The organism is Pedobacter ghigonis (genome assembly GCF_903166585.1).
Taxonomy (GTDB): domain Bacteria; phylum Bacteroidota; class Bacteroidia; order Sphingobacteriales; family Sphingobacteriaceae; genus Pedobacter; species Pedobacter ghigonis.
Window position 1 is genome coordinate 136,307 of the sequence record NZ_CAESCM010000015.1, and the last position, 21,029, is coordinate 157,335.

At 38.5% G+C, this 21,029-nt stretch carries 24 protein-coding genes; 22 read left to right on the forward strand and 2 right to left on the reverse strand.

The annotated features are described in order from the left end of the window. Window positions 1–48: 48 nt before the first annotated feature. Both hisD and hisG read right to left on the reverse strand, forming a co-directional pair. Complete coding sequence (gene hisD / locus HWV58_RS19830) at window positions 49–1,371, reverse strand: histidinol dehydrogenase (RefSeq protein WP_175635756.1); 1,323 nt, start codon at window positions 1,369–1,371, stop codon at window positions 49–51. Window positions 1,372–1,420: 49 nt separating this feature from the next. After that, window positions 1,421–2,272 carry an ATP phosphoribosyltransferase gene (gene hisG / locus HWV58_RS19835; RefSeq protein WP_175635757.1) on the reverse strand — a complete coding sequence of 284 codons (852 nt, stop codon included), beginning with the start codon at window positions 2,270–2,272 and terminating at the stop codon, window positions 1,421–1,423. Between the two features lie 277 nt (window positions 2,273–2,549). Between hisG and HWV58_RS19840 the strand changes: the two genes are divergently transcribed. From HWV58_RS19840 to HWV58_RS19945, 22 genes are all read left to right on the forward strand, one after another. Then, window positions 2,550–4,112: a L,D-transpeptidase family protein gene (locus tag HWV58_RS19840; RefSeq protein WP_175635758.1), complete on the forward strand. Its 1,563-nt coding sequence runs from the start codon at window positions 2,550–2,552 to the stop codon at window positions 4,110–4,112. Between the two features lie 19 nt (window positions 4,113–4,131). Continuing rightward, window positions 4,132–4,536, forward strand: a complete 405-nt coding sequence (locus HWV58_RS19845; RefSeq protein WP_175635759.1) for a hypothetical protein — start codon at window positions 4,132–4,134, stop codon at window positions 4,534–4,536. A gap of 65 nt (window positions 4,537–4,601) precedes the next feature. Continuing rightward, window positions 4,602–5,294 (forward strand): NUDIX hydrolase, encoded by a 693-nt coding sequence (locus HWV58_RS19850; RefSeq protein WP_175635760.1) that lies wholly within the window; start codon window positions 4,602–4,604, stop codon window positions 5,292–5,294. A gap of 68 nt (window positions 5,295–5,362) precedes the next feature. Beyond that, a complete protein-coding gene (prs, locus tag HWV58_RS19855) occupies window positions 5,363–6,196 on the forward strand; it encodes a ribose-phosphate diphosphokinase (protein WP_175635761.1) in 834 nt (277 codons plus the stop codon). 6 nt (window positions 6,197–6,202) lie between these two features. Continuing rightward, complete coding sequence (locus HWV58_RS19860; RefSeq protein WP_175635762.1) at window positions 6,203–6,688, forward strand: nucleoside 2-deoxyribosyltransferase domain-containing protein; 486 nt, start codon at window positions 6,203–6,205, stop codon at window positions 6,686–6,688. An 11-nt stretch (window positions 6,689–6,699) separates the two neighbouring features. Next, window positions 6,700–8,184: an ADP-ribosylglycohydrolase family protein gene (locus HWV58_RS24455; protein ID WP_235972774.1), complete on the forward strand. Its 1,485-nt coding sequence runs from the start codon at window positions 6,700–6,702 to the stop codon at window positions 8,182–8,184. Window positions 8,185–8,238: 54 nt separating this feature from the next. Continuing rightward, window positions 8,239–8,652 carry an ADP-ribosylation/crystallin J1 gene (locus tag HWV58_RS19875; protein WP_175635763.1) on the forward strand — a complete coding sequence of 138 codons (414 nt, stop codon included), beginning with the start codon at window positions 8,239–8,241 and terminating at the stop codon, window positions 8,650–8,652. Next, window positions 8,649–9,161 (forward strand): O-acetyl-ADP-ribose deacetylase, encoded by a 513-nt coding sequence (locus HWV58_RS19880; protein ID WP_175635764.1) that lies wholly within the window; start codon window positions 8,649–8,651, stop codon window positions 9,159–9,161. The genes HWV58_RS19875 and HWV58_RS19880 overlap by 4 nt, the downstream gene beginning before the upstream one ends. Window positions 9,162–9,165: 4 nt before the next feature. Then, window positions 9,166–9,717, forward strand: a complete 552-nt coding sequence (locus HWV58_RS19885; RefSeq protein ID WP_175635765.1) for an RNA 2'-phosphotransferase — start codon at window positions 9,166–9,168, stop codon at window positions 9,715–9,717. A gap of 3 nt (window positions 9,718–9,720) precedes the next feature. Then, on the forward strand, window positions 9,721–9,846 hold the full coding sequence (locus HWV58_RS24320) for a metallophosphoesterase (RefSeq protein WP_217707033.1): 126 nt from the start codon (window positions 9,721–9,723) through the stop codon (window positions 9,844–9,846). 30 nt (window positions 9,847–9,876) lie between these two features. Then, window positions 9,877–10,449: a metallophosphoesterase family protein gene (locus HWV58_RS19890; RefSeq protein ID WP_217707034.1), complete on the forward strand. Its 573-nt coding sequence runs from the start codon at window positions 9,877–9,879 to the stop codon at window positions 10,447–10,449. Between the two features lie 2 nt (window positions 10,450–10,451). Next, window positions 10,452–10,922 (forward strand): macro domain-containing protein, encoded by a 471-nt coding sequence (locus HWV58_RS19895; protein ID WP_175635766.1) that lies wholly within the window; start codon window positions 10,452–10,454, stop codon window positions 10,920–10,922. An 11-nt stretch (window positions 10,923–10,933) separates the two neighbouring features. Further along, window positions 10,934–12,397 carry a nicotinate phosphoribosyltransferase gene (locus HWV58_RS19900; RefSeq protein WP_175635767.1) on the forward strand — a complete coding sequence of 488 codons (1,464 nt, stop codon included), beginning with the start codon at window positions 10,934–10,936 and terminating at the stop codon, window positions 12,395–12,397. A gap of 167 nt (window positions 12,398–12,564) precedes the next feature. Beyond that, window positions 12,565–14,604, forward strand: coding sequence for a BatA domain-containing protein (locus HWV58_RS19905; RefSeq protein ID WP_175635768.1), 2,040 nt, complete (start codon window positions 12,565–12,567; stop codon window positions 14,602–14,604). After that, window positions 14,601–15,857, forward strand: coding sequence for a dihydroorotase (locus tag HWV58_RS19910; protein WP_175635769.1), 1,257 nt, complete (start codon window positions 14,601–14,603; stop codon window positions 15,855–15,857). The genes HWV58_RS19905 and HWV58_RS19910 overlap by 4 nt, the downstream gene beginning before the upstream one ends. A gap of 132 nt (window positions 15,858–15,989) precedes the next feature. After that, a complete protein-coding gene (locus tag HWV58_RS19915) occupies window positions 15,990–16,658 on the forward strand; it encodes a hypothetical protein (protein ID WP_175635770.1) in 669 nt (222 codons plus the stop codon). A 16-nt stretch (window positions 16,659–16,674) separates the two neighbouring features. After that, a complete protein-coding gene (locus tag HWV58_RS19920) occupies window positions 16,675–17,244 on the forward strand; it encodes a DUF4199 domain-containing protein (RefSeq protein ID WP_175635771.1) in 570 nt (189 codons plus the stop codon). A 45-nt stretch (window positions 17,245–17,289) separates the two neighbouring features. Beyond that, window positions 17,290–17,880 (forward strand): zeta toxin family protein, encoded by a 591-nt coding sequence (locus tag HWV58_RS19925; RefSeq protein ID WP_235972775.1) that lies wholly within the window; start codon window positions 17,290–17,292, stop codon window positions 17,878–17,880. A 5-nt stretch (window positions 17,881–17,885) separates the two neighbouring features. Beyond that, a complete protein-coding gene (locus HWV58_RS19930; RefSeq protein WP_175635772.1) occupies window positions 17,886–18,053 on the forward strand; it encodes a hypothetical protein in 168 nt (55 codons plus the stop codon). A 171-nt stretch (window positions 18,054–18,224) separates the two neighbouring features. Beyond that, the gene (locus HWV58_RS19935; RefSeq protein ID WP_175635773.1) at window positions 18,225–19,175 is read left to right on the forward strand and encodes a glycosyltransferase family 2 protein; all 951 of its coding nucleotides are present in this window, start codon (window positions 18,225–18,227) and stop codon (window positions 19,173–19,175) included. Between the two features lie 73 nt (window positions 19,176–19,248). Then, window positions 19,249–20,217 (forward strand): glycosyltransferase, encoded by a 969-nt coding sequence (locus HWV58_RS19940; protein WP_175635774.1) that lies wholly within the window; start codon window positions 19,249–19,251, stop codon window positions 20,215–20,217. Continuing rightward, complete coding sequence (locus tag HWV58_RS19945) at window positions 20,214–21,002, forward strand: hypothetical protein (RefSeq protein ID WP_124562309.1); 789 nt, start codon at window positions 20,214–20,216, stop codon at window positions 21,000–21,002. Before HWV58_RS19940 ends, HWV58_RS19945 begins: the two co-directional genes overlap by 4 nt. The last annotated feature ends 27 nt before the right edge of the window (window positions 21,003–21,029 follow it).

Sequence of the window (21,029 nt, forward strand, 5' to 3'; positions counted from 1 at the left end):
CTTTCTACAGAATTTATTGAATGATTTAATCTTATTTTCGTTTTTGTTTTATCCTGATTTATCTTCTGACTCCGGACTTCTGACTCCCGACTCAAAACCCAATCTGATACTCACCGCATTCTTATGCGCCTCCAATCCCTCGGCTGCAGCGAGTGTTTCAACAGTTGTACCAATGTTGTTTAAACCTTCGGTTGACAGGTGCTGAAAAGTAATTTTCTTAATAAAAGCATCAACAGAAACGCCTGAATATGCTTTAGCAAAGCCGCTGGTTGGTAAAGTATGGTTCGTACCCGAGGCATAATCGCCTGCACTTTCGGGTGTGAGGTTTCCTAAAAATACCGATCCTGCATTGGTAATCAACGGAATAAGCTTTTGGTACTGCTCAGTTGCCAATATCAGGTGTTCGGGCGCATATTCGTTTGAAAACTGCATGGCAAGCTCGATATCATCAGCTAAAACAGCATAAGAATTATCAATTGCTTTAGCAGCTATTTCCTTTCTGGGTAGGGTAGCAAGCTGTTTTTCAACTTCTTTAAGTGTTTTGGCTATGATTTTATTTGAAGTAGAAACCAGTATGGCCTGACTATCAGTTCCATGTTCAGCTTGCGCAAGCAGATCAGCGGCAACAAATGACGGAATGGCAGTCTCATCGGCTACTACCAGTACTTCCGATGGACCAGCGGGCATATCGATAGCCACTTTGTTTTGTACCATGGTTTTCGCCGTGGTTACGTAGCGATTACCCGGACCAAATATCTTGTACACCTGTGGCACTGTTTCGGTGCCGAAAGCCATTGCAGCTACGGCTTGTGCACCACCAATCATGAATATTTTTTCGATACCAAGCAGCACCGCGCAATAGGCCAGATAGCAATTTGTTTTGCCATCCTGCTGCGGTGGCGAGCATACAATTATTTCTTTACAGCCCGCAAGAAGTGCTGGTGTAGCCAGCATTAAAAAGGTGCTCGGTAAAACTGCAGTTCCACCCGGAATATAAAGTCCAACCTTTTCAATTGCCCTTGCTTCGCGCCAGCAAACTACACCAGGCATAGTCTCTACTTTCTCCTCCGTTTTTAGTTGCGACTCGTGAAAGTTTTTGATGTTCTGGTAGGCTACATCGATAGCTTTTTTTGCTTCGGCCGGAATGGTAGCTGCGATGGTTTTTAATTCTGCCGCATCCAGAAAAAGTTTTTCCAGTTCAACTTTATCAAAGGTTTTTGCAAAATTAAAAAGGGCATTATCTCCATTCTCTTTTACCGATTTTATGATGTCGGTAACGCGGCTTTCAACCAGTTTATCGTCTTCAATCTGTCTTGAACAAAGTTCTTCAATTTTTGATTTAGATAAATCCTTATAATTGTAGATTTTCAATGTTTTATATTTTAAAATTAACTAATAGTTAATATGAATTTAAACGATTTTATTTGATTATTTTCTCAATTGGCATTACTAAAATACCTTCTGCGCCAGCGGCTTTTAAGTTGTTTATTTTATCCCAGAAATCGGCTTCTGCAATTACCGAATGTACGGCTACCCAATTCGGTTCGAAGAGTGGAACTACCGTTGGACTTTTAACACCTGGAAGTAAATCGACTACTTTTTGAAGGTTGTCTTTTGATACATTCAGTACAACATATTTGTTCGATTTTGCACTGAGTACCGAGCGGATCCTTTGCAGTAATTCTGCCACTTCCGGATTGTCGGATATGGATTTATTTCCGATTAAAACAGCCTCCGATTGCATCACATCTGCAAATGGTTTTAATCCGTTGCTCTTTAATGTTCCGCCGGTAGAAACGATATCAAAGATCGCATCACTTAAGCCTAAACCCGGACCAATTTCTACAGAGCCTGAGATTGTTCTGATATCCGATTTAATGCCTTTTTCCGTTAAGAATTTTTCGAGAATTACCGGGTAAGAAGTAGCTACAGCTTTACCATTTAGCTCTTCTAAATTTTGAATGGTACTGGTGGCCTGAACAGCAATTTTTAGAGTGCATTTTCCAAAACCGAGTTTCTGAAGATAGTCAACTTCGGCCTTGGTTTCTACAATTACGTTTTCGCCAACGATACCCAGATCGGCAATACCATCCTGTACGTATTCCGGAATATCATCATCGCGAAGGAAAAGAATTTCTAAAGGGAAATTGGTAACTGTTGAAATGAGTGAACTTTTGTAGTTTTCGAATGCTAAACCACAGTTTTTAAGGATTTCTACAGATTTTTCGTTTAACCTACCCGATTTCTGGATAGCAATTTTAAGTGTTTTCAAAGTATTGAATATAGAGTGGACAAGAAATTATTTTACGGAAAAAACGTTTTGAAGTACAAAACAAACATATATCATCGCCTATCGGCGATGGTGCAAATGTAAGTGATGGTTCAAAGTTAAGTTCATAAATTTATTTCTGCCAATATCAATGCTTTAGCTGATTAGCGATGGCAAATATAGTGTTTGAAATGGTAAAACAAAAAATAATGGCACTTAATTTGCCATTATGCTGTTTTTATTGCCAACAACACTTATTTTGTATTAAATTTTTAACAAATTGAAAAAGTTTCGCTTTCTGGTTTTGCCCTTTGTGCTGTTCATTTCTGCTTGCGGATGGTTTAAAAGCCCACCTGAGATTGGAAAAGTATTGTCTGAGCATTTTAAGAACAAAATGTACAAAGATTTTGATACTGTAGCTTACGACAGCATTTTTGTTAAAACAATGGATAGTCTTTCGGGCAAATTCATAAATCCGAAAACCATTAAGGCATTTTATAACCATAACTTTAACGAACCTAAGCTGGTTGCCCGCTTTTATATTGATGGAGAGCTCGATTCGCTGGTGTCTTATTTAAATGAAAGTGAGGTGCATGGTTTCAATCCCAAAATATTTAAAGGCGATGAGATAACTGACTTATTGGAGCTGTTAACCGCTAATAAATTTAAGAAAGTGGAGGAGAGCTATCCGGTAATTGCAAAACTCGAACTTTTATCGGCTAATGCTTATTTAAATTATACCAATTATTTGAAATATGGTGTGGTAAATCCACGTAATATTTTCTCGCGTTATTACATCAAAGTGGGGCGGCCTGATAGTGCCGGAATGCTGCAACTTTTAGATGCAAAAAATCTGGTTGATAACCTGAAATCAGCGCAGCCAAAATCACCGCAATATAAGGCTTTGCAGTCTGCATATTTGAGTGCAAATTCTGATGCAGAAAAGCGGATTTTATTGCTGAATATGGAGCGCTTTAGATGGCAAATGCCAGCCACCGGAAATAACTATGTACAGGTAAATATTCCCGACTTTAGATTAACCTGGCTGGATAACCTGGATACCGTAATTTCGATGAAAGTTTGTGTTGGCGGTAAGCGCGAAAACGGTTACGAAGATAAGCTAAAAGCCTTTGCAAAATCGGGCAATTTAGACGATAAACCGAAGAACCACGAAACGCCATTATTGTTTAGTAAAATCAATTCTATTCAAGCCAACCCGATATGGAATATTCCGGTAAGTATTGCCCAAAGTGAAATCTACTGGATGGCCCGAAAGGATCCTTTTTATTTATCGAACAGTAATATTAAAGTTTACTACAAAGATAAGCTGATCGGAGAGCCAGATACCATTAACTGGAACCGCTATTCGAGAGATAAATTGCCTTTTAAATTTAAGCAGGGTTCGGGTGGTGGAAACGCCCTTGGCAAGTTCAAATTTATTTTTGATAACAGCTCGAGCATTTACCTGCACGATACCAATAATAAGAATGGATTCAATTTAACCAACCGTGCCATTAGCCATGGTTGTGTGCGGATTGAAAAACCTTTAGAGTTTGCCGAATTGTTGGTGAAAGATAGTTACACCTACGATAAGCTGAGGGCCGAAGTAGATTTGCCTCCAATTGATAGTACGCATGTAAAATGGTACAAAAAACGCATGGCCCAAAAAGCCGATACACTTAAAACCTTTCAGTTGAAACCAGCCTGGTTTGCGCCTAAAGATCCGGTACCTTTAATCATTACCTATATAACAGCCTGGGTGCAGAACGATAGGGTAGAATATCGCCCGGATGTTTACGGAATGGACGAAAAACTTTGGGCTGCCATGAAAAAGTATCGATAAGAAAGCTTTATTTTGCACCATGCAAGAAAATCCAACCTTCAACCACCAGGCCGATTTGGTAAACAGCGCAATTCGTTTTATCAACTCGTGGTTTAAGCAATCTAAAACCATCACTGCAGAACTTAGCAATTTCTTTATTCTTCCGGGAAATAAAGTGATTGGCAAAGATGTGATTGTTGCCCGGTTGAAAGGAATTTTCGGTCGGTCAGATGAATACGTTGGCGGGAGGTACGATATCATCGATGTAAATTTCGAACTGATGGGCGTAGAAAAAGGGATGGGCTTTGTTGAGGGAGTTGCTGGTTTCAGGGCGGTATTAAAAAATGAATCGAAAATTATCAGCGGTCCGTTTAAACTGTACTTTGCACTTCAAAACGGAAGCTGGAAGATTGTAAATATCGAATTTCCTGGCTTTGCTTATTAAATAATCCATCATTTCTGCTTAACCGATATCTTTTTTAGATTTGTGTTTCTTTTACACAAATCTTTATGATCAATCAGAATATTAAAATCGCTGTCGATGCCATTGTTTTTGGCTACGAAAAAAACGTGCTTTACGTTTTGGCCGTTCAACAAAAATACGGGGTGTTTAAAGATAGGTGGGTTTTGCCCGGCGGTTTTATCAAAGATGATGAATCACTAATTGATGCAGTTAAACGAGAGTTGCAGGAAGAGGCAGGTATCAGGGTAAATTATTTAGAGCAACTGAGTACATTTGGCGATGAGGTAAATCGCGATTCCCGCGGACGGGTAATCTCAGTCGCCTATTTTGCCCTGGTTAATCCACAAAATTTTATGCTTAAAGCCGATACCGACGCAAAAGATGCCCGTTGGTTTCCGGTTGATGAGGTTCCGGTACTGGGCTACGACCATAATGAAATGGTAAAACTGGCGCACAAAAGATTAAAAGCCAAATTAACCTATCAGCCTATAGGTTTCGATCTGTTAGATGACGAATTCCTTTTCTCCGATCTCGAAAATTTGTATTGCTCAATTCTTGAACGCGATATTGACAGGAGAAATTTCAGAAAAAAAATACTAAGTTTTGGTATCATTACCGAAACGGATAGGATGGTTAAAACTAGCTCCAGTGGTCGGCCGGGTAAGTTATTTAAGTTCGATAAAGCCAAATACGACCAGTTGTTGCAAGAAGATTTTCAGTTTGAAATAAAGTTTGCGTAAAAATAACGCAAATAATATTTTGACTATCGAAAAGTGTTTTTATATTTGTGTAATTAATACGCAAATATATGATCAACTTAGATAAAAATTTCAGCCCGCTAGGCACAGAAAATGCTGTTCAGTTTCAAACTTTCGTATTTGCCGGTGGCGAACCGCACATTAAAATAAGTGGCAGTTTCGATCCCGTATCGGCTGTGCAGCTTACACACCGCATTAATTCTTTCAACGATCTGGGTTTAATCTGTACCACTGTTGATGCATTAAAGCGAATGGGGGTTAAGGCGATTAAGTTGTTTGTTCCTTATTTTCCGGCTGCAAGGCAAGACCGGGTAATGATACCGGGCGAGCCTTTAACGGTTAAAGTTTATGCCGATATCATTAATGCACTTGGTCTTGATAACGTAACTGTTTTCGATCCGCATTCGGAGGTTACACCAGCTTTGTTAAATAACTGCACGGTAATTCCAAATCACGTTTTTATTCAAAAAGTTGTTGCACAAATTGGAGAAGCGGTAAAACTGATTTCTCCTGATGGCGGTGCCTTGAAGAAAATTTATAAAGTTTCTGAATTTCTGGGTGGTGGAGAGGTGGTAGAGTGCTCGAAAAGCAGGGATGTTAAAACCGGCAAATTATCGGGATTTAAAGTTTATGCCGACGATTTAAAAGGGGCAGATTGTTTAATCGTAGATGATATATGCGATGGCGGTGGAACCTTTATAGGCCTTGCCGAAGAACTTAAAAATAAAAATGCCGGCCATTTATACCTGGCCATTAGCCACGGTATTTTTAGTAAAGGCTTTAGCGAACTAAGCAAACATTTTGATCAGATTTTTACCACCGATTCTATCAAAGAAATTGACCATACCGGTGTAATACAGCTAAAATTAGCAGATATTTTATAAAGAAAGATGAAAACCATTAATCCACCGAAGGTTATTTCTGCATCTGATGTTTCGTTATTCCTTGCCGGTACCATTGATATGGGGAATGCTGAGAATTGGCAACAGAAATTTATCGATCGGGCAAATGTGGAGAAAATGTTGGATAATGTAATTGTTTTCAATCCGCGCAGGGCATCCTGGGATCATAGCTGGACGCAGTCGATCGAAAATGCCCAATTTAACGAGCAGGTTAACTGGGAACTGGATGCGATGGAAAAGGTAGATGTGATTTTGTTATTCCTGGATGCTAATTCCAAATCTCCCATTTCGATTATGGAGTTAGGCTTATTTGCCGATTCTGGTAAATTAATGGTTTGTTGTGAAGACGGGTTTTGGAAAAAAGGCAATGTTGATATTGTTTGTAAAAGAAAAGGTATCGATCAATACAAAACATTTGATGAGTTGGGTACTGCAGTAATTGCGAGGCTTAGAAAATTAACTGATATTAAATAAACACAAAAAGGATGAAAACTACAGCTATCCATAGTGCAATATTCGGATTGGTGGTCGGTGATGCTTTAGGAGTGCCGGTCGAATTTAAGAGTAGGGATTTCCTAAAAAAGTTTCCGGTAACAGATATGCTGGAGTATGGCGTTCATCATCAGCCGATGGGCACTTGGAGTGATGATAGCTCGCTTACTCTTTGTTTAACTGAAAGTCTTTGCAATGGTTACAACTTGGATGATATTTCGCAGAAATTCCTTCAATGGTTCAATGCTCAAATTTGGACGCCGCACGGAAGAGTTTTCGATATAGGTATTGCAACAACTGCTGCTATTAAGCTGATAGACCATGGAGCTGACCCCGTTTTATGTGGTGGGGCATCAGAAATGGACAATGGGAACGGATCTTTAATGAGGATTTTGCCTTTACTGTTTTATTTAGAGAAGGAAAGCGATTTGAAAGTTATTTTTCAACGAGTAAAAGAAGTTTCATCGATTACCCACGCACATTTCCGTTCTGTTTTTGCCTGTTTTATCTATATTGTTTATGGCCAGGAATTATTAAAAGGCATTAATAAAAGCGAAGCATACCTGAATATGCAATACAAGCTTAAAAACTTTATCGCTAACAATGATTTCGATGCAAAAGAAATTAAGCTGTTTAAAAGACTTTTGGTAGATGACATCTCAACAGTTCCTGAAAATGAGATTTATTCTTCCGGTTATGTGTTGCATAGTCTCGAAGCAAGCTTGTGGTGTATCCAAACTACAGGATCTTATGAGGATGCTGTTCTGAAAGCGGTTAATCTTGGCGATGATACCGATACAACAGCTGCAATTACTGGTGGTTTAGCAGGTTTGATTTATGGGCTTGAATCAATTCCCGAAAGATGGCTTAATGCCATTGTGAAGAAAATTGAGATCGAAAGACTCTGTTCAAAAATGAATACTGTGTTTATGGAAAAGCAAAAATATAACATTTCAGATCTAAATGAATACGATGAATTCCTGTTTTTTTGGGGACACCAAAGAAGCAAAGACGGATCGGTTGTTAAAACCTGTATGAGCCAATGGTGGCCAGCTCCATTTATTGAAAATCATATCACTTATCAAACAGCAGAGCATTATATGATGGCGAAAAAAGCTTTATTGTTTAATGATCAGCAGGTTTTTGAAAAAATATTAACAAAAGAGTCTCCGAAAGATGTAAAGGATTTGGGTAGGCAGATCCAAAATTTTGATGCAGATATTTGGGATGTGCATAAGTTTGATATTGTAAAACAGGCCAACCTGCTTAAGTTTTCTCAAAATGAAGCTTTGAAGTCGTTCCTCTTGCAGACCAAAAGTAAAATTCTGGTCGAAGCCAGCCCGGTTGATGCAATTTGGGGAATTGGATTAGCGGAGGATAATGCCAATGCTTTAATTCCCAAAAACTGGAAAGGTTTAAATCTATTGGGTTTTGCCTTGATGGAAGTAAGAGATGAGATATTAAAAAAAGAAATTTAAAGCCTAAAGATGGTAGCTGTCGGATCAGTATGAAGATGACTCTATATATAAATTATGAAAACAACAACATTGTTCAGGCCGGTTGGGTTAAAAGAAATGGAGCTTATTGCTAACAGTGGCTTTAAAGTCTTTCCTCCGAGATTAGTATGGCAACCGATTTTTTATCCAGTAATGAACCAACAGTATGCTGAGCAAATTGCATTTGAATGGAATACCAATGATGAATTTTCCGGTTTTATTGGCATTGTAACTGCATTTGAAGTTAATGAGGACTACTTGAAACAGTACGAAGTTCAAAACGTTGGTGGGGCAATACATAATGAACTTTGGATCCCTGCCGAGGAGTTAAATAATTTTAACAATAACATCGCTGGTAAAATAGATATTGTAAATGTTTATTTCACAGCTAGATCCGCAAAAGCAGAAAACCTGGTATTGAATAACAAATTAGAAAAATTTAAAAAATGATTTTAGAAGTCATCAAAGCCGATATAACAACCATTAAAGCCGACGCAATTGTTAATGCCGCAAATAGTTCATTGCTAGGTGGAGGTGGAGTAGACGGTGCCATCCACAGAAAAGGCGGTAAAGCAATTTTAGAAGCTTGTATAGTCATCAGGAATAACCAGGGTGGATGTAAAACCGGAGAGGCTGTGATCACAACGGCAGGCAATTTACCGGCAAAATATGTTATCCATACCGTTGGGCCGGTTTGGAACGGAGAAAGTGAAAAAAAGAATATTTTGCTCGCCAATTGCTATCACAACAGTTTAACCCTTGCAGTAGAAAATGGGATTAAAGTTATTGCTTTCCCAAACATCAGCACGGGGATTTATCATTTCCCAAAAGATAAAGCAGCAGAAATTGCCATTGCATCGGTAAATAATTTTGCTGAAAAGGAAAAGATAGAAAAAGTAATTTTCGTGTGTTTCGACGATGAGAATTACCAGCTCTATCTAGAGAAAATTAAAGAATAGTATTATGATCAGTAAGGACAATAAAATAACAAAAGGCATTAGCAAGCTACTAAGTTATATTTTGAGGCATTCGCCTGAAACAATAGGCTTAAAGCTCGATGAAAATGGCTGGGCAGATGTGGATGAGCTAATTGCCAAATTCGACCTTTATGATAGAAGGATAGATATCGAACAGCTGGAATACATTGTTGAAAATAACGATAAAAAAAGATTTGCCTTTAATGCAGATAAAACGAAAATCAGGGCAAACCAGGGGCATTCCATTTCGGTTGAGTTAAATTTAAATGAAACCGAACCCTTAGCATACCTGTATCATGGTACAGTTGAAAAGTTCTTGTCAAACATTAAAGCACTGGGCCTGCAAAAAATGAGCAGGCAGCATGTACATTTAAGCCCTGATAAGGAAACTGCAACCAAAGTAGGGGGTAGGAGAGGAAAACCGGTTATACTAACCATTGATAGTGGGGCCATGTACCGGGCAGGGTACAAATTTTATTTATCAGAAAACAAGGTGTGGCTTACAGATCTTGTGCCTGCTGAATACATAACATTTTAAAATATGAAAAGAACACTGGTAATAGGCGATATCCACGGAGGTTTAAAAGCCCTGATACAGTTGTTGGAAAGGGCTTCTGTAACTAAGCAGGACAGGCTCATTTTTTTAGGCGATTTTGTAGATGGCTGAAGCGAATCGGCACAGGTAATCCACTATCTTTTGCAACTGAAAGATGCGCAGGATTGTGTTTTTATCAGGGGAAATCATGATGTGTGGTGTGAAGATTGGTTAAGGACTGGTGTTGTAGATGAAATCTGGTATCAGCATGGTGGTAAAGAAACGATAGAAAGTTATGCCGGCATTGATGCTGATGAGCAGAAAAAACACCTTGCTTTTTTTGAGCAGATGGAAGATTATCGCGTAGATGAGCAAAATAAACTGTTCATCCATGCCGGGTTTTCGTCTATGCATGGGCCGGCTAAAGAGCGTTATGTTTCCAATTATTCGTGGGACAGGACCTTATGGGAAGTTGCGCTCACGATGGATAATCGGATTAAGAAAGACTCTGCCTTATATCCTAAGCGGCTTTTACTTTTTAACGAGATTTATATAGGCCATACCCCAACGCTCTATTATAATGTAGATGTTCCAATGAACGGTTGTAATGTTTGGAATATCGATACCGGTGCCGCATTTACAGGAAAATTAACCTGTTTGGATATCGAAACGAAACAATTTTGGCAGAGTGATACTTTACAAAGCCTGTATCCAAACGAAAAAGGAAGAAATTAGAGATGAAAAATATTGAATATAAGAAAGGTGACGCAACAAATCCCTCAGATAACGGAAATAAGATAATCGTTCATATATGTAACAATATTGGCGGATGGGGAAAGGGATTCGTATTAGCAATTTCAAAAAGATGGAAGGCTCCAGAAAATAGTTATAGAACCTGGTATCGATCGAAAGATAACTTCAATCTCGGTGAAGTTCAGTTTGTACAGGTGGAACAAGATTTATGGATAGCCAATTTAATTGGTCAGCATAAAATAAATAAAGATGAGAATGGCAATGCTCCCATAAGATATGATGCCGTTGAAGAAGGCTTAAGAAAGGTTGCAGATTTTGCAAGTGACATTAATGCCTCAGTGCACATGCCAAGAATAGGATGTGGTTTAGCAGGAGGAGAATGGGGAATAATTGAGCCAATTATTAAAGAAACAATTTTGACGAAAGATATTAATACAACAGTTTACGATTTTTAAAAGATAGAACCATGAACCCATTATTATTAACAGATGGTTATAAAGTTGACCACAGACGACAATATCCTGAACACACCATATTAGTCTACTCTAACTGGACACCAAGAAAAAGCCGATACGAAGAAATCAATCATGTGGTTTTGTTTGGCTTACAGTACTTTATCAAAAAATATATTATCGAAGAATTTGATAAAAACTTTTTCAGTCAGCCTAAAGAAGAGGTTTTAAAAAAATATGCCCGCCGAATTAACAATTACCTGGGCGATAACCTGGTAGGTACTGCCCATATTGGTGCTTTACACGATCTGGGTTATATTCCGATGGTATTTAAATCTTTGCCGGAGGGATCGAAAGTGCCCTTGCGTATTCCGATGTTTACCATGTACAATACGCTGCCTGATTTTTTTTGGCTGACTAATTATTTCGAAACATTGCTGTCGGCAGTGATTTGGTTGCCTTGTAATTCTGCAACGCTGGCGCTTCAGTACCGTGGCATTTTGGACAGGGCTGCAGCCGAAACTTCGTCAGTGCCCGAATTTGTAAACTGGCAGGGACACGATTTCTCTATGCGCGGTATGGGTGGCATAGAAGCTGCGGTTACTTCGGCAGCTGGTCATTTATTGAGTTTTACCGGAACTGACACTATCCCGGCCATTGATTTTCTGGAAGAATATTACAACGGCAATTCGGATGAGGAACTGATCGGCGGTTCAGTTGCTGCAACCGAACATTCGGGAATGTGCATGGGCACAAATACCGGCGAACTCGAAACCTTCAAAAGGCTGATTCTGGAGGGTTATCCAAAAGGGATTGTTTCTATTGTTTCCGATACCTGGGATTTATGGAAGGTTTTAACAGAATACCTGCCTCAGCTAAAAAATGAAATCGTTAACCGCGAAGGAAAAGTGGTAATTCGTCCCGATTCTGGCGATCCGGTTGACATTATCTGCGGCAACCCGAATGGGAAAGATGAAAACGAGCGGAAAGGCGTAATTGAGCTGCTTTGGGACGTTTTTGGCGGAACAGTAAATGCCAAAGGTTTTAAAGAACTTGTTCCACAAATTGGTGCCATCTATGGCGATAGCATTAATTTAGAAAGAGCCAGCCAGATTTGCGAAAGGTTAAAAGCAAAAGGTTTTTCTTCTACCAATGTGGTATTGGGGATTGGTTCTTTTACTTATCAGTACAACACGCGCGATACCTTTGGTTTTGCCATGAAAGCAACTTATGGAGAAGTAAATGGCGAAGGCCGAGAGATTTTTAAAGACCCCGTTACCGATGATGGTACCAAAAAATCGGCCAAAGGTTTGTTGCAGATTTTTAAAGATGCAGACGGCGAATATCAGCTAAAAGACCAATGCACCTGGGAGGAAGAAAGAAAAGGCGAACTCAAAGAAGTTTTCAGGGATGGAAAATTGCTGGTCGATCAATCCCTGGCCGAAATCAGGGCCCGCATAAGAGAAAGTCAGGTATAGTTTCTTTTTAACAAGGGATGCAATCAATTGTTTCATCCGGCAAAAATTGCCGGGTGAAGCGATTGGTCAGGTCCTGATTGCATAATAGTAGACGACGGAGCTAATCCTTTAAGTTTATTACAATCCTGATTCGCCACTTTCCATATTTTTTCTATCTTTGGTTTTTAATGAATTTCCTGTATCCAGGCTTTCTTTTCGCACTAATATCGGTTGCTATTCCGGTTATCATTCATTTATTCAATTTCCGTAAGTTTAAAAAAGTTTATTTCTCTAATGTTCAGCTTTTAAAAGAGGTTGAGCAGCAACATTCTTCAAAAGAGAAACTTAAAAACCTGTTAATCCTTTTCTCGCGGATTTTAGCTCTAATTTTTTTAGTACTTGCTTTTGCACAGCCCTACATTCCAGCTGATAAAGCCAAAACCACAGCAGTTGGCAATATTGCCAGTATTTATATCGATAATTCTTACAGCATGGAAGCCATTAACAAAGATGGTAACCTGTTGGATGAAGCCAAACGGAGGGCGAAAGAACTGGTTAAAGGTTTTGGTATAAACGATCGTTTTCAGTTGCTTACTAACGATTTTGAAGGTAAGCATCAGCGTTTACTCAATGCCGAAGAATTTTTAAAAGCACTGGATGAAGTGAAAATTTCGGCGGTTAACCGCAACCTGCAGCAAATTCTAAACCGGCAGGGCAATATATTAACCGGTCCTGAAAATAAGTACAGCTTTCTGATTTCCGATTTTCAGCAAAATATTTCGGTTGATAAAAAAGCCGAAACTAAGCCAGATATTCAATATTCGTTTTTAAAATTAAATGCCACTCCGCTGCCCAATGTAGCGGTTGATAGCGTTTGGGTACTTTCTCCCAACCATCAGCCCGGAGCTAACGAGCGTTTGGTGGTGCAGCTAAAAAATTATTCGGCAGAAGAAGCAAAAAATATTCCTTTAAAGTTAAGCATCAATAATCAGCAGAAAGGACTTGGTTCATTAACTATTCCGGCCGAAAAAATTACACGCGATACTTTAAACTTTTCGGGTTTAAAAGCAGGCTGGCAAAAAGGCGTAATCAGTATTAAAGATTTTCCAGTTACATTCGATGATACCCTTTCGTTTAGCTTTAAAGTAGAAGAAAGCTTTCCGGTATTGAGCATTAACGGACCTGCTGCCGGAAATTACATCAAAGCACTTTTTGCAGCCGATAGCTATTACAAACTGACCGAAAATTCGGAAAACAATGTGAATTATAGCGGTTTTACCAATTACGGACTTATTGTTTTAAATGGTTTAAAAAATCCATCGAGTGGTTTGGCTCAACAGCTGAAAAATTATTTAAACGCTGGCGGAACCATCGTACTCTTTCCCGATCTGGATGTCGATATTAATACTTACAATACTTTCCTAAATGCTTTATCGCTGCCGGCTATTCAGACTTTAAATACTGGCGAAACGAAAATCGATAAAATCGAATTGCAACATCCTGTATTTAAAACAGTTTTCGAAGAAATACCGAAAAATCTCGACCTTCCAACAGTGAACCGCTATTTTTCTTTTGCTGAAACGGCTTCGGCCAATAAAGAAAATATTTTATTGCTTCCGGGCGGCAAAATGTTTTTTGCTAAATATGGCATGGGTAATGGTTCAGTGTATTTATCGGCTGGTGGCTTAAATGCAAGCGACGGGAACCTGGCTCGTCATCCGGTTTTTGTGCCATTGATGTACCGCCTGGCTTTAAGTGGTGGCAATGAAGTACCTTTATATTACAATTTAGGCAACGATAATACATTGGCCAGCAAAAAAATAACTTTAGGCAAAAACCAGAGCCTGAGCATTACAGCAGATCATTTTGAAGCAACACCCGAAGTGAGGCAGGCCGATGGCAAAACCTGGATTTATGTTGCCGATCAGATTAAACGTGCAGGTTTTTATAACCTTAAACTGGCTGATTCGATATTGGCTGTTTATAGTTTCAATAATGGCCGGTCAGAATCTGATATGCATTACCTGGATAAAGCTATGCTTAGTGAACTTACAGGAAAGAACAATGTAAAAGTATTCGATACCGATAAAGATGCGGTTAAATTAATTGCAGGCGCTAATAAAATCGGACAGACTTTATGGAAACTTTGTCTAATTTTGTCGCTGGTTTTTATTGCAGCCGAAATCCTGCTCATCCGATTTTTTAATAACACAAAAAAAACAATATGAATCTCCTAGTTAAAAATGTAACCATTGCCGATCCGCAGAGTAAATTTAATAACCAGCAATGCGATATCAGGGTAGAAGATGGCAAAATTAAAAACATAGGTAAATTAACGGCTGATAAAAACGAAACGGTTTTTGAAGGGCAGGGAGCTTTTTTAAGTCCTGGCTTTTTCGACTTAAACTGCGCTGCAGGCGATCCGGGTTTTGAAACCAAAGAAGATATCCAAACCCTTACCGCTGCTGCACAGGCAGGTGGTTTTACAGGATTGGCACTGTTACCGCAAACCAGTCCGGTGGTACAGTCAAAATCGCAGGTCGAATATATCGTAAATAAAGCCAAAAACAACCTGGTAGATGTGTTGCCTGTAGGTGCCATAAGCCAGAACCGCGAAGCTAAAGAACTGGCTGAGCTGTTTGATATGCAACAGGCAGGTGCTGTGGCTTTCTCGGATGGAGATAAAGCTTTGCAGGATGATGGTTTCATGAGTCGTGCCCTGCAATATGCCAAAGGTTTTGATGCCTTGTTAATGGTGTATCCCGAAAATAAATCCATTGCCGGAAAATCACAGATCAACGAAAGTAAGAACTCCGTGCTGTTGGGCATGAAAGGCTTGCCTGCTTTGGCAGAAGAAATGCACATTGCCCGCGATCTTTTTTTAGCAGGTTATAACGAAACTAAAATCCACATCAGTAATATTTCTACCGCAGGTTCAGTAGCATTGATCCGCAAGGCGAAAAAAGATGGCATTCGTGTTTCTTGCGATGTAACTGCACACCACCTGGTTTTCACCGAAGAATTACTGGGCGATTTTGATAGCAATTATAAAGTTAAACCGCCATTACGCAGCAAAGCTGATGTTAAAGCGCTAATTGCAGGTTTAAAAGACGGAACGATTGATGCCATTACTTCGCAGCACCGCCCCGAAGAAATAGAATTTAAGAATGTAGAGTTCGAAATTGCACACTATGGCATTATTGCCCTGCAAACAGTTGTGCCTTTATTGCTAAAAGCTGGCCTGGATATTGGTCTTATTACAGAGAAGTTAGCCATTAATCCACGTAAATTGTTAAATTTAGCTGTTCCGGTAATTGAAGAAGGGGCGAAAGCAAACTTTACAGTGGTTAATGCCGGCGAAACGTGGTTGTATAATGCAGCAAGTAACTTTTCAAAATCGGCCAATAGTCCATTGTTAGGTACAGAACTTACCGGGAAAGTAACTTTGGTTTATAATAATAGCCAATACTCAGAAAGATAGAAGCTTTACAGGTAGAACTTTCTAAAACAATAGTTCAAAAATTAATCAATAAACACAGGTTTTTAAGGATGAATAGCATTTCTTTTGCGAAAAATGGTCTTATCACCCTAAAATCCCAAAAATTTTAATCCTATGGACAATAGAGTAAAAAAGGCGTTAAGCGCTTCAATTAATAAATATGCTGAAGTTTTGGCAACCAATGTAGCAGATTTTGAAACAGAATTACTGGCCGCTTTTGAGCTGGATGTAAATTTCCTGGATAAAGTAACTGCTTTTGATGCTGTTTTTGATTCACATCCGAAATTTGAAGAATTACGTGAAGTATTTTTCGATTTATTGATGGTAAATTTCTTTAGCAACGATGTTCAAAAACTCGAAGATGATTATTTGGAGAGCGATGAGTGGGCAAACATCGAAGAGGAAACCATAGAACGTGGAACTGAGTTGTTAAACCTATTGCTTTATATCAAAGAATGTAAAGATGAAGATTTAGATCCTGAATTGGGCGATTTCCTGAAAGAATTTTTATTGGTTGAAGATGATGAGTTTCAGGATGAGTTTGAAATTTATGAAGAACTGATCAGCAATCAGCAGCTGGCTGAGAGCAGCGTAGAGGATATCTGCAAAGCAGCGGGTAAGTTAAACATCAGCGAAGAGATGCAGGAATTGTTTGTGCCGTTTATGGTTTTCTTCCTCGATGTAGAAGGCAGCAAAGAAACTGAAAAAGAATTAATTCAGTTTAGTAGTAACAAAGCTTTCGATGTGGCATCTTATACATTGATCACAACAATCAATAACTAACTAAAATTTTAAAAAAATGGACAAGAGTGCTCTTATTTCCAAATTAGCTTTAAAAAATGGATTAATGCTGGCGGCGGTTTCGGTTATATTATCGTTAACCCTGCATTTTATTGATCCTGTATTAATCTACACCAGTTTTGTTGCACAAATAGGGATATTTATTTTGTTTATTGTCTTATTGGTAGTAGTAGGTATTAACATTCGCAAAGAAATTGGTGGTTTTTGGACATTTGGAGAAGCTTTTAAAGCTTTTTTAATTGTTTCACTAATTCTGGCATTAACCGCAACACTATATAATGTAGTGCTGATGAAAATTATCGATCCAGATCTTCCTGCCAAAGCTGCTGCTGCAATTGAAACTGCACAGAGAGCTATGATGGAGAAATTTGGAATGGCAAGCGAACAAATTGACGAAGCCATGGCTAAAGCAGGTAATATGCAGGAAAAACTTGAGCCAACTTTTAAAAATATCTTTACCAGTTTTGGTGTTTCGTTAGCCTTGTATGGTGTATTGTCATTAATTTTATCGGCTATATTAAAGAAAAAAGAGCCGGTTACCTTAAATTCGTTTCCTAACGAAGGCTAATTTCATTTATAAAATTTTGAACGTGCAGGTTTTATCATTATTTTGATGAAATCTGCACATTTTTATTTAATCATCATTTTAATGCATAACCTATATATTATTTCTGGTTGTAATGGGGCTGGTAAAACAACAGCATCTTTTACAGTTTTACCAGAAATATTAAATTGTAGAGAATTTGTTAATGCAGATGAAATCGCCCGTGGAATTTCCCCTTTTAAGCCTGAAAGTGTTGCTATTCAGGCTGGAAAAATTATGCTTAACCGGATTGATGAACTACTCTTGCAAAAAGTAGATTTTGCTATTGAAACCACGCTTACTACTAAATCGTACTTAAATACAATTAGAAAAGCTAAGGCTTTAGGCTATCAGGTAACACTACTGTTTTTTTGGTTAAACGATGTAGAATTAGCGATTGAGCGGGTTAAAACCAGGATACTCGAAGGAGGTCACAATATACCTGAAGATGTTATTAGAAGAAGATATGTGAAAGGAATGCAAAATTTGCCACAATTTATTAATTATGCAGATTTTTGGTTTGTGTTAAATAATTCTAATGAAAAGCTAGGTTTTATTGCTGAAGGTAATAAATCTGAAATCACTATATTTGAAAAAGAAATTTGGAAGAAATTAAGTTAAATAGCATGGAGGAAAAACAAACAGCTCTTCAGTTAATGCATAAAAAAATAAGTGAAGGGATGGCACTCACTTTCAAAAAGCTGGTTGCCTACAAAGCAAAAAACGATGGTGTTTTAGTTTTTTCCGACCAGGGAAAGATTGTAAAAGTTAAAGCTAAGGACATAAAATTATAATAAAGATCAAAAATTTTGAACGTGCAGGTTTTATCATTTAATTTGATGAAATTTGCACGTTTTTAATAACGCGTCATTGCGAACGAAGCATGGAAAGTGCGTAGGGGTGTGGCAATCTTTTATGATAGATTGCTTCGTCGTTCCTCCTCGCAATGACGATAATACTCAAAAATGGATATATCAGTTGTAGTACCCTTATTTAATGAAGACGAATCGCTGCCCGAATTAACGGCATGGATTGATAAAGTGATGATCGAAAATAATTTCAGTTATGAAATTATACTCGTTGATGATGGTAGTACAGATAAATCCTGGGCTGTAATTGAAGATTTAAGATTGCAAAACCAGGCCATAAAGGGTATTAAATTCAGGCGTAACTATGGTAAATCGGCAGCCTTAAATGTAGGCTTCGAAGCTACCCAGGGCGATGTGGTAATTACCATGGATGCAGATTTGCAGGACAGCCCCGACGAAATTCCGGAATTGTACCGCCGCATTAAAGAAGAAAAACTCGATCTCATTTCCGGCTGGAAAAAGAAACGTTACGATCCGATTACGAAAACTATCCCAACAAAACTTTTCAATGCCGCTACCCGTAAAATGAGTGGTATCGAGCTAAACGATTTTAACTGTGGCTTAAAGGCCTACCGCAACGATGTAATTAAAACCATCGAAGTATACGGCGAAATGCACCGTTACATTCCGGTTATTGCAAAATGGGCAGGTTTTAATAAAATTTCTGAGCAGGTTGTTGAACATCGCGCACGTAAATATGGCACTACGAAATTCGGTTTTAGCAGATTTATAAACGGCTTTTTAGATTTACTGTCCATATTTTTTGTGGGTAAATTTGGCAAGCGCCCGATGCACTTTTTCGGTTCGCTGGGTGTTTTAAGCTTTTTTATCGGTATTATCATGGCCTTGTATATCCTGTTCGAAAAGAAATATTTAATCTGGCAGGGATTGGCTTACCGTGATGTAACCGACCAACCTTTGTTTTATTTATCGCTGGTGGCCATTGTTGTAGGTTCGCAAATGTTTTTGGCAGGCTTCATTGCCGAACTTTTATCGCGTAACGCACCAGAAAGAAACCAATACTTGATAGAAAAGGAATTAAGGTAGAAAGCGTGAAGGCGGAAGGTTTGTCCGCCTAACACCCTCAACCTTTAAACCTTTCACCTTCAACCTCCAGAAAATGTTTTTCTCCATCATTATCCCGCTTTACAATCGTCCGCAAGAGATAGACGAACTGTTGAATACCCTAACCAAACAAACTTATTTACAGTTTGAGGTTTTGGTAATTGAAGATGGTTCGAAAAACGATGCGAAAGCCATTGTCGATTCTTATGCAGATAAGCTCGATATCAAATATTATTTCAAAGAAAATGCCGGGCAGGGCTTTGCACGTAATTTTGGTTTCGAAAGGGCTAAAGGCGATTACTTTGTTATTTTTGATTCCGATATCCTGGTTCCGGCCAATTACCTCGAAATTGTTAAAAACTACCTATACGAGCACCATTTAGATGCTTATGGCGGTCCAGACGCAGCGCATGATAGTTTTACGCCAGTGCAAAAGGCCATTAGCTATGCCATGACCTCGCCTTTTACTACCGGTGGTATTCGCGGTAACAAAAAGCATGTAGGGCAGTTTCATCCACGTAGTTTTAATATGGGGGTTTCGCGCCAGGCCTGGGAAAAGGTTGGTGGATTTATTTTAACCCGTTTGGGCGAAGATATTGAATACAGCATCCGTATTCACGAAAACGGCTTTAAAATCGGGTTGATTCCCGATGCAAAGGTTTACCATAAACGCCGCACCAGCTTTAGCCAGTTTTATAAACAACTGCATTTTTTTGGTAGGGCGAGGATCAATATCTACAAACATTTTCCTAATGAATTAAAACTGGTACACTTTTTTCCGGCGATATTTACACTGGGTTTTGGTTTCACTATTTTGTGTAACTTTATATATCCTCCATTGGCATATGTTTGTAACTTCTTGTTATTGATTTACTTTATGTTGATATTTTTTCATTCATGGTCTGTAAATAAATCTTTAAAAGTTGCATTTTTGAGCATTATATCATCCTTTATCCAATTAACTGCTTATGGTTTAGGATTTATACAGGATTTATTTAAACGTGTGGTACTTAAACAACAATGATAAACTATTTAAAAGAAAGCACATTCGCCGTTAATGATGTGATCCAAAAAGCCTGGAGCATAACCAAGAAACATTATTTCTCGATTGCAACGCTGTGCTTTTTGATGTTCATTACTGCCAGTGCATCGAGCTTAATGGCCTTTTTTATAAAGGATGTAAGTAAAGCGCTGAGTATCATCATGGTTATCATTTTTGTGCTGCTGTACTTTACCATTAACCTTTCGCTGTTCAAATATATTTTCCATTTAATGGATGATGAAGAAAGTGATGTTAAAATTGTAGATACATTACCAACCCGCCAGCAGATTATTCGATTTTTGGTGGCTACCCTTTATTTTGTAGGCTGTATTTTTGGTGTTTACCTGGTGGTAATCCTGGTGGCCTTTCCTTTTATTTATACCGGAATTAATGTAACCATTGTTAAAAATGTGGCTATTTCGGTAGGGATTATTGCCATTTTTATTACCTGGTTAAGGATTTCTTTCTTCCCGTTTTTCATCATCGATAAAGGAGCAACTCCGTTCGATTCTATTAAACTGAGTCTGGCAACTACCAAAGGGAATTTTACTAAAATTTTGTTGCTACTTGTGGTTTTGGGTGGGGGCTACTTAATTTATCTGTTGTTAAATTATCTGCAATGGCCTTTAGTGGCATTTATTGTAAATATATTAAGTTCGTTTATTATTGTTCCACTATCGAGTGTGGCCTTAACTGTTGCCTACCGCAAAATTTCGAGCGAATATAAAGGCGATGAGCACCCGGATATTTTGCATAATATCGTTTAGATAATATTCGCAACTCAATCATTTAAT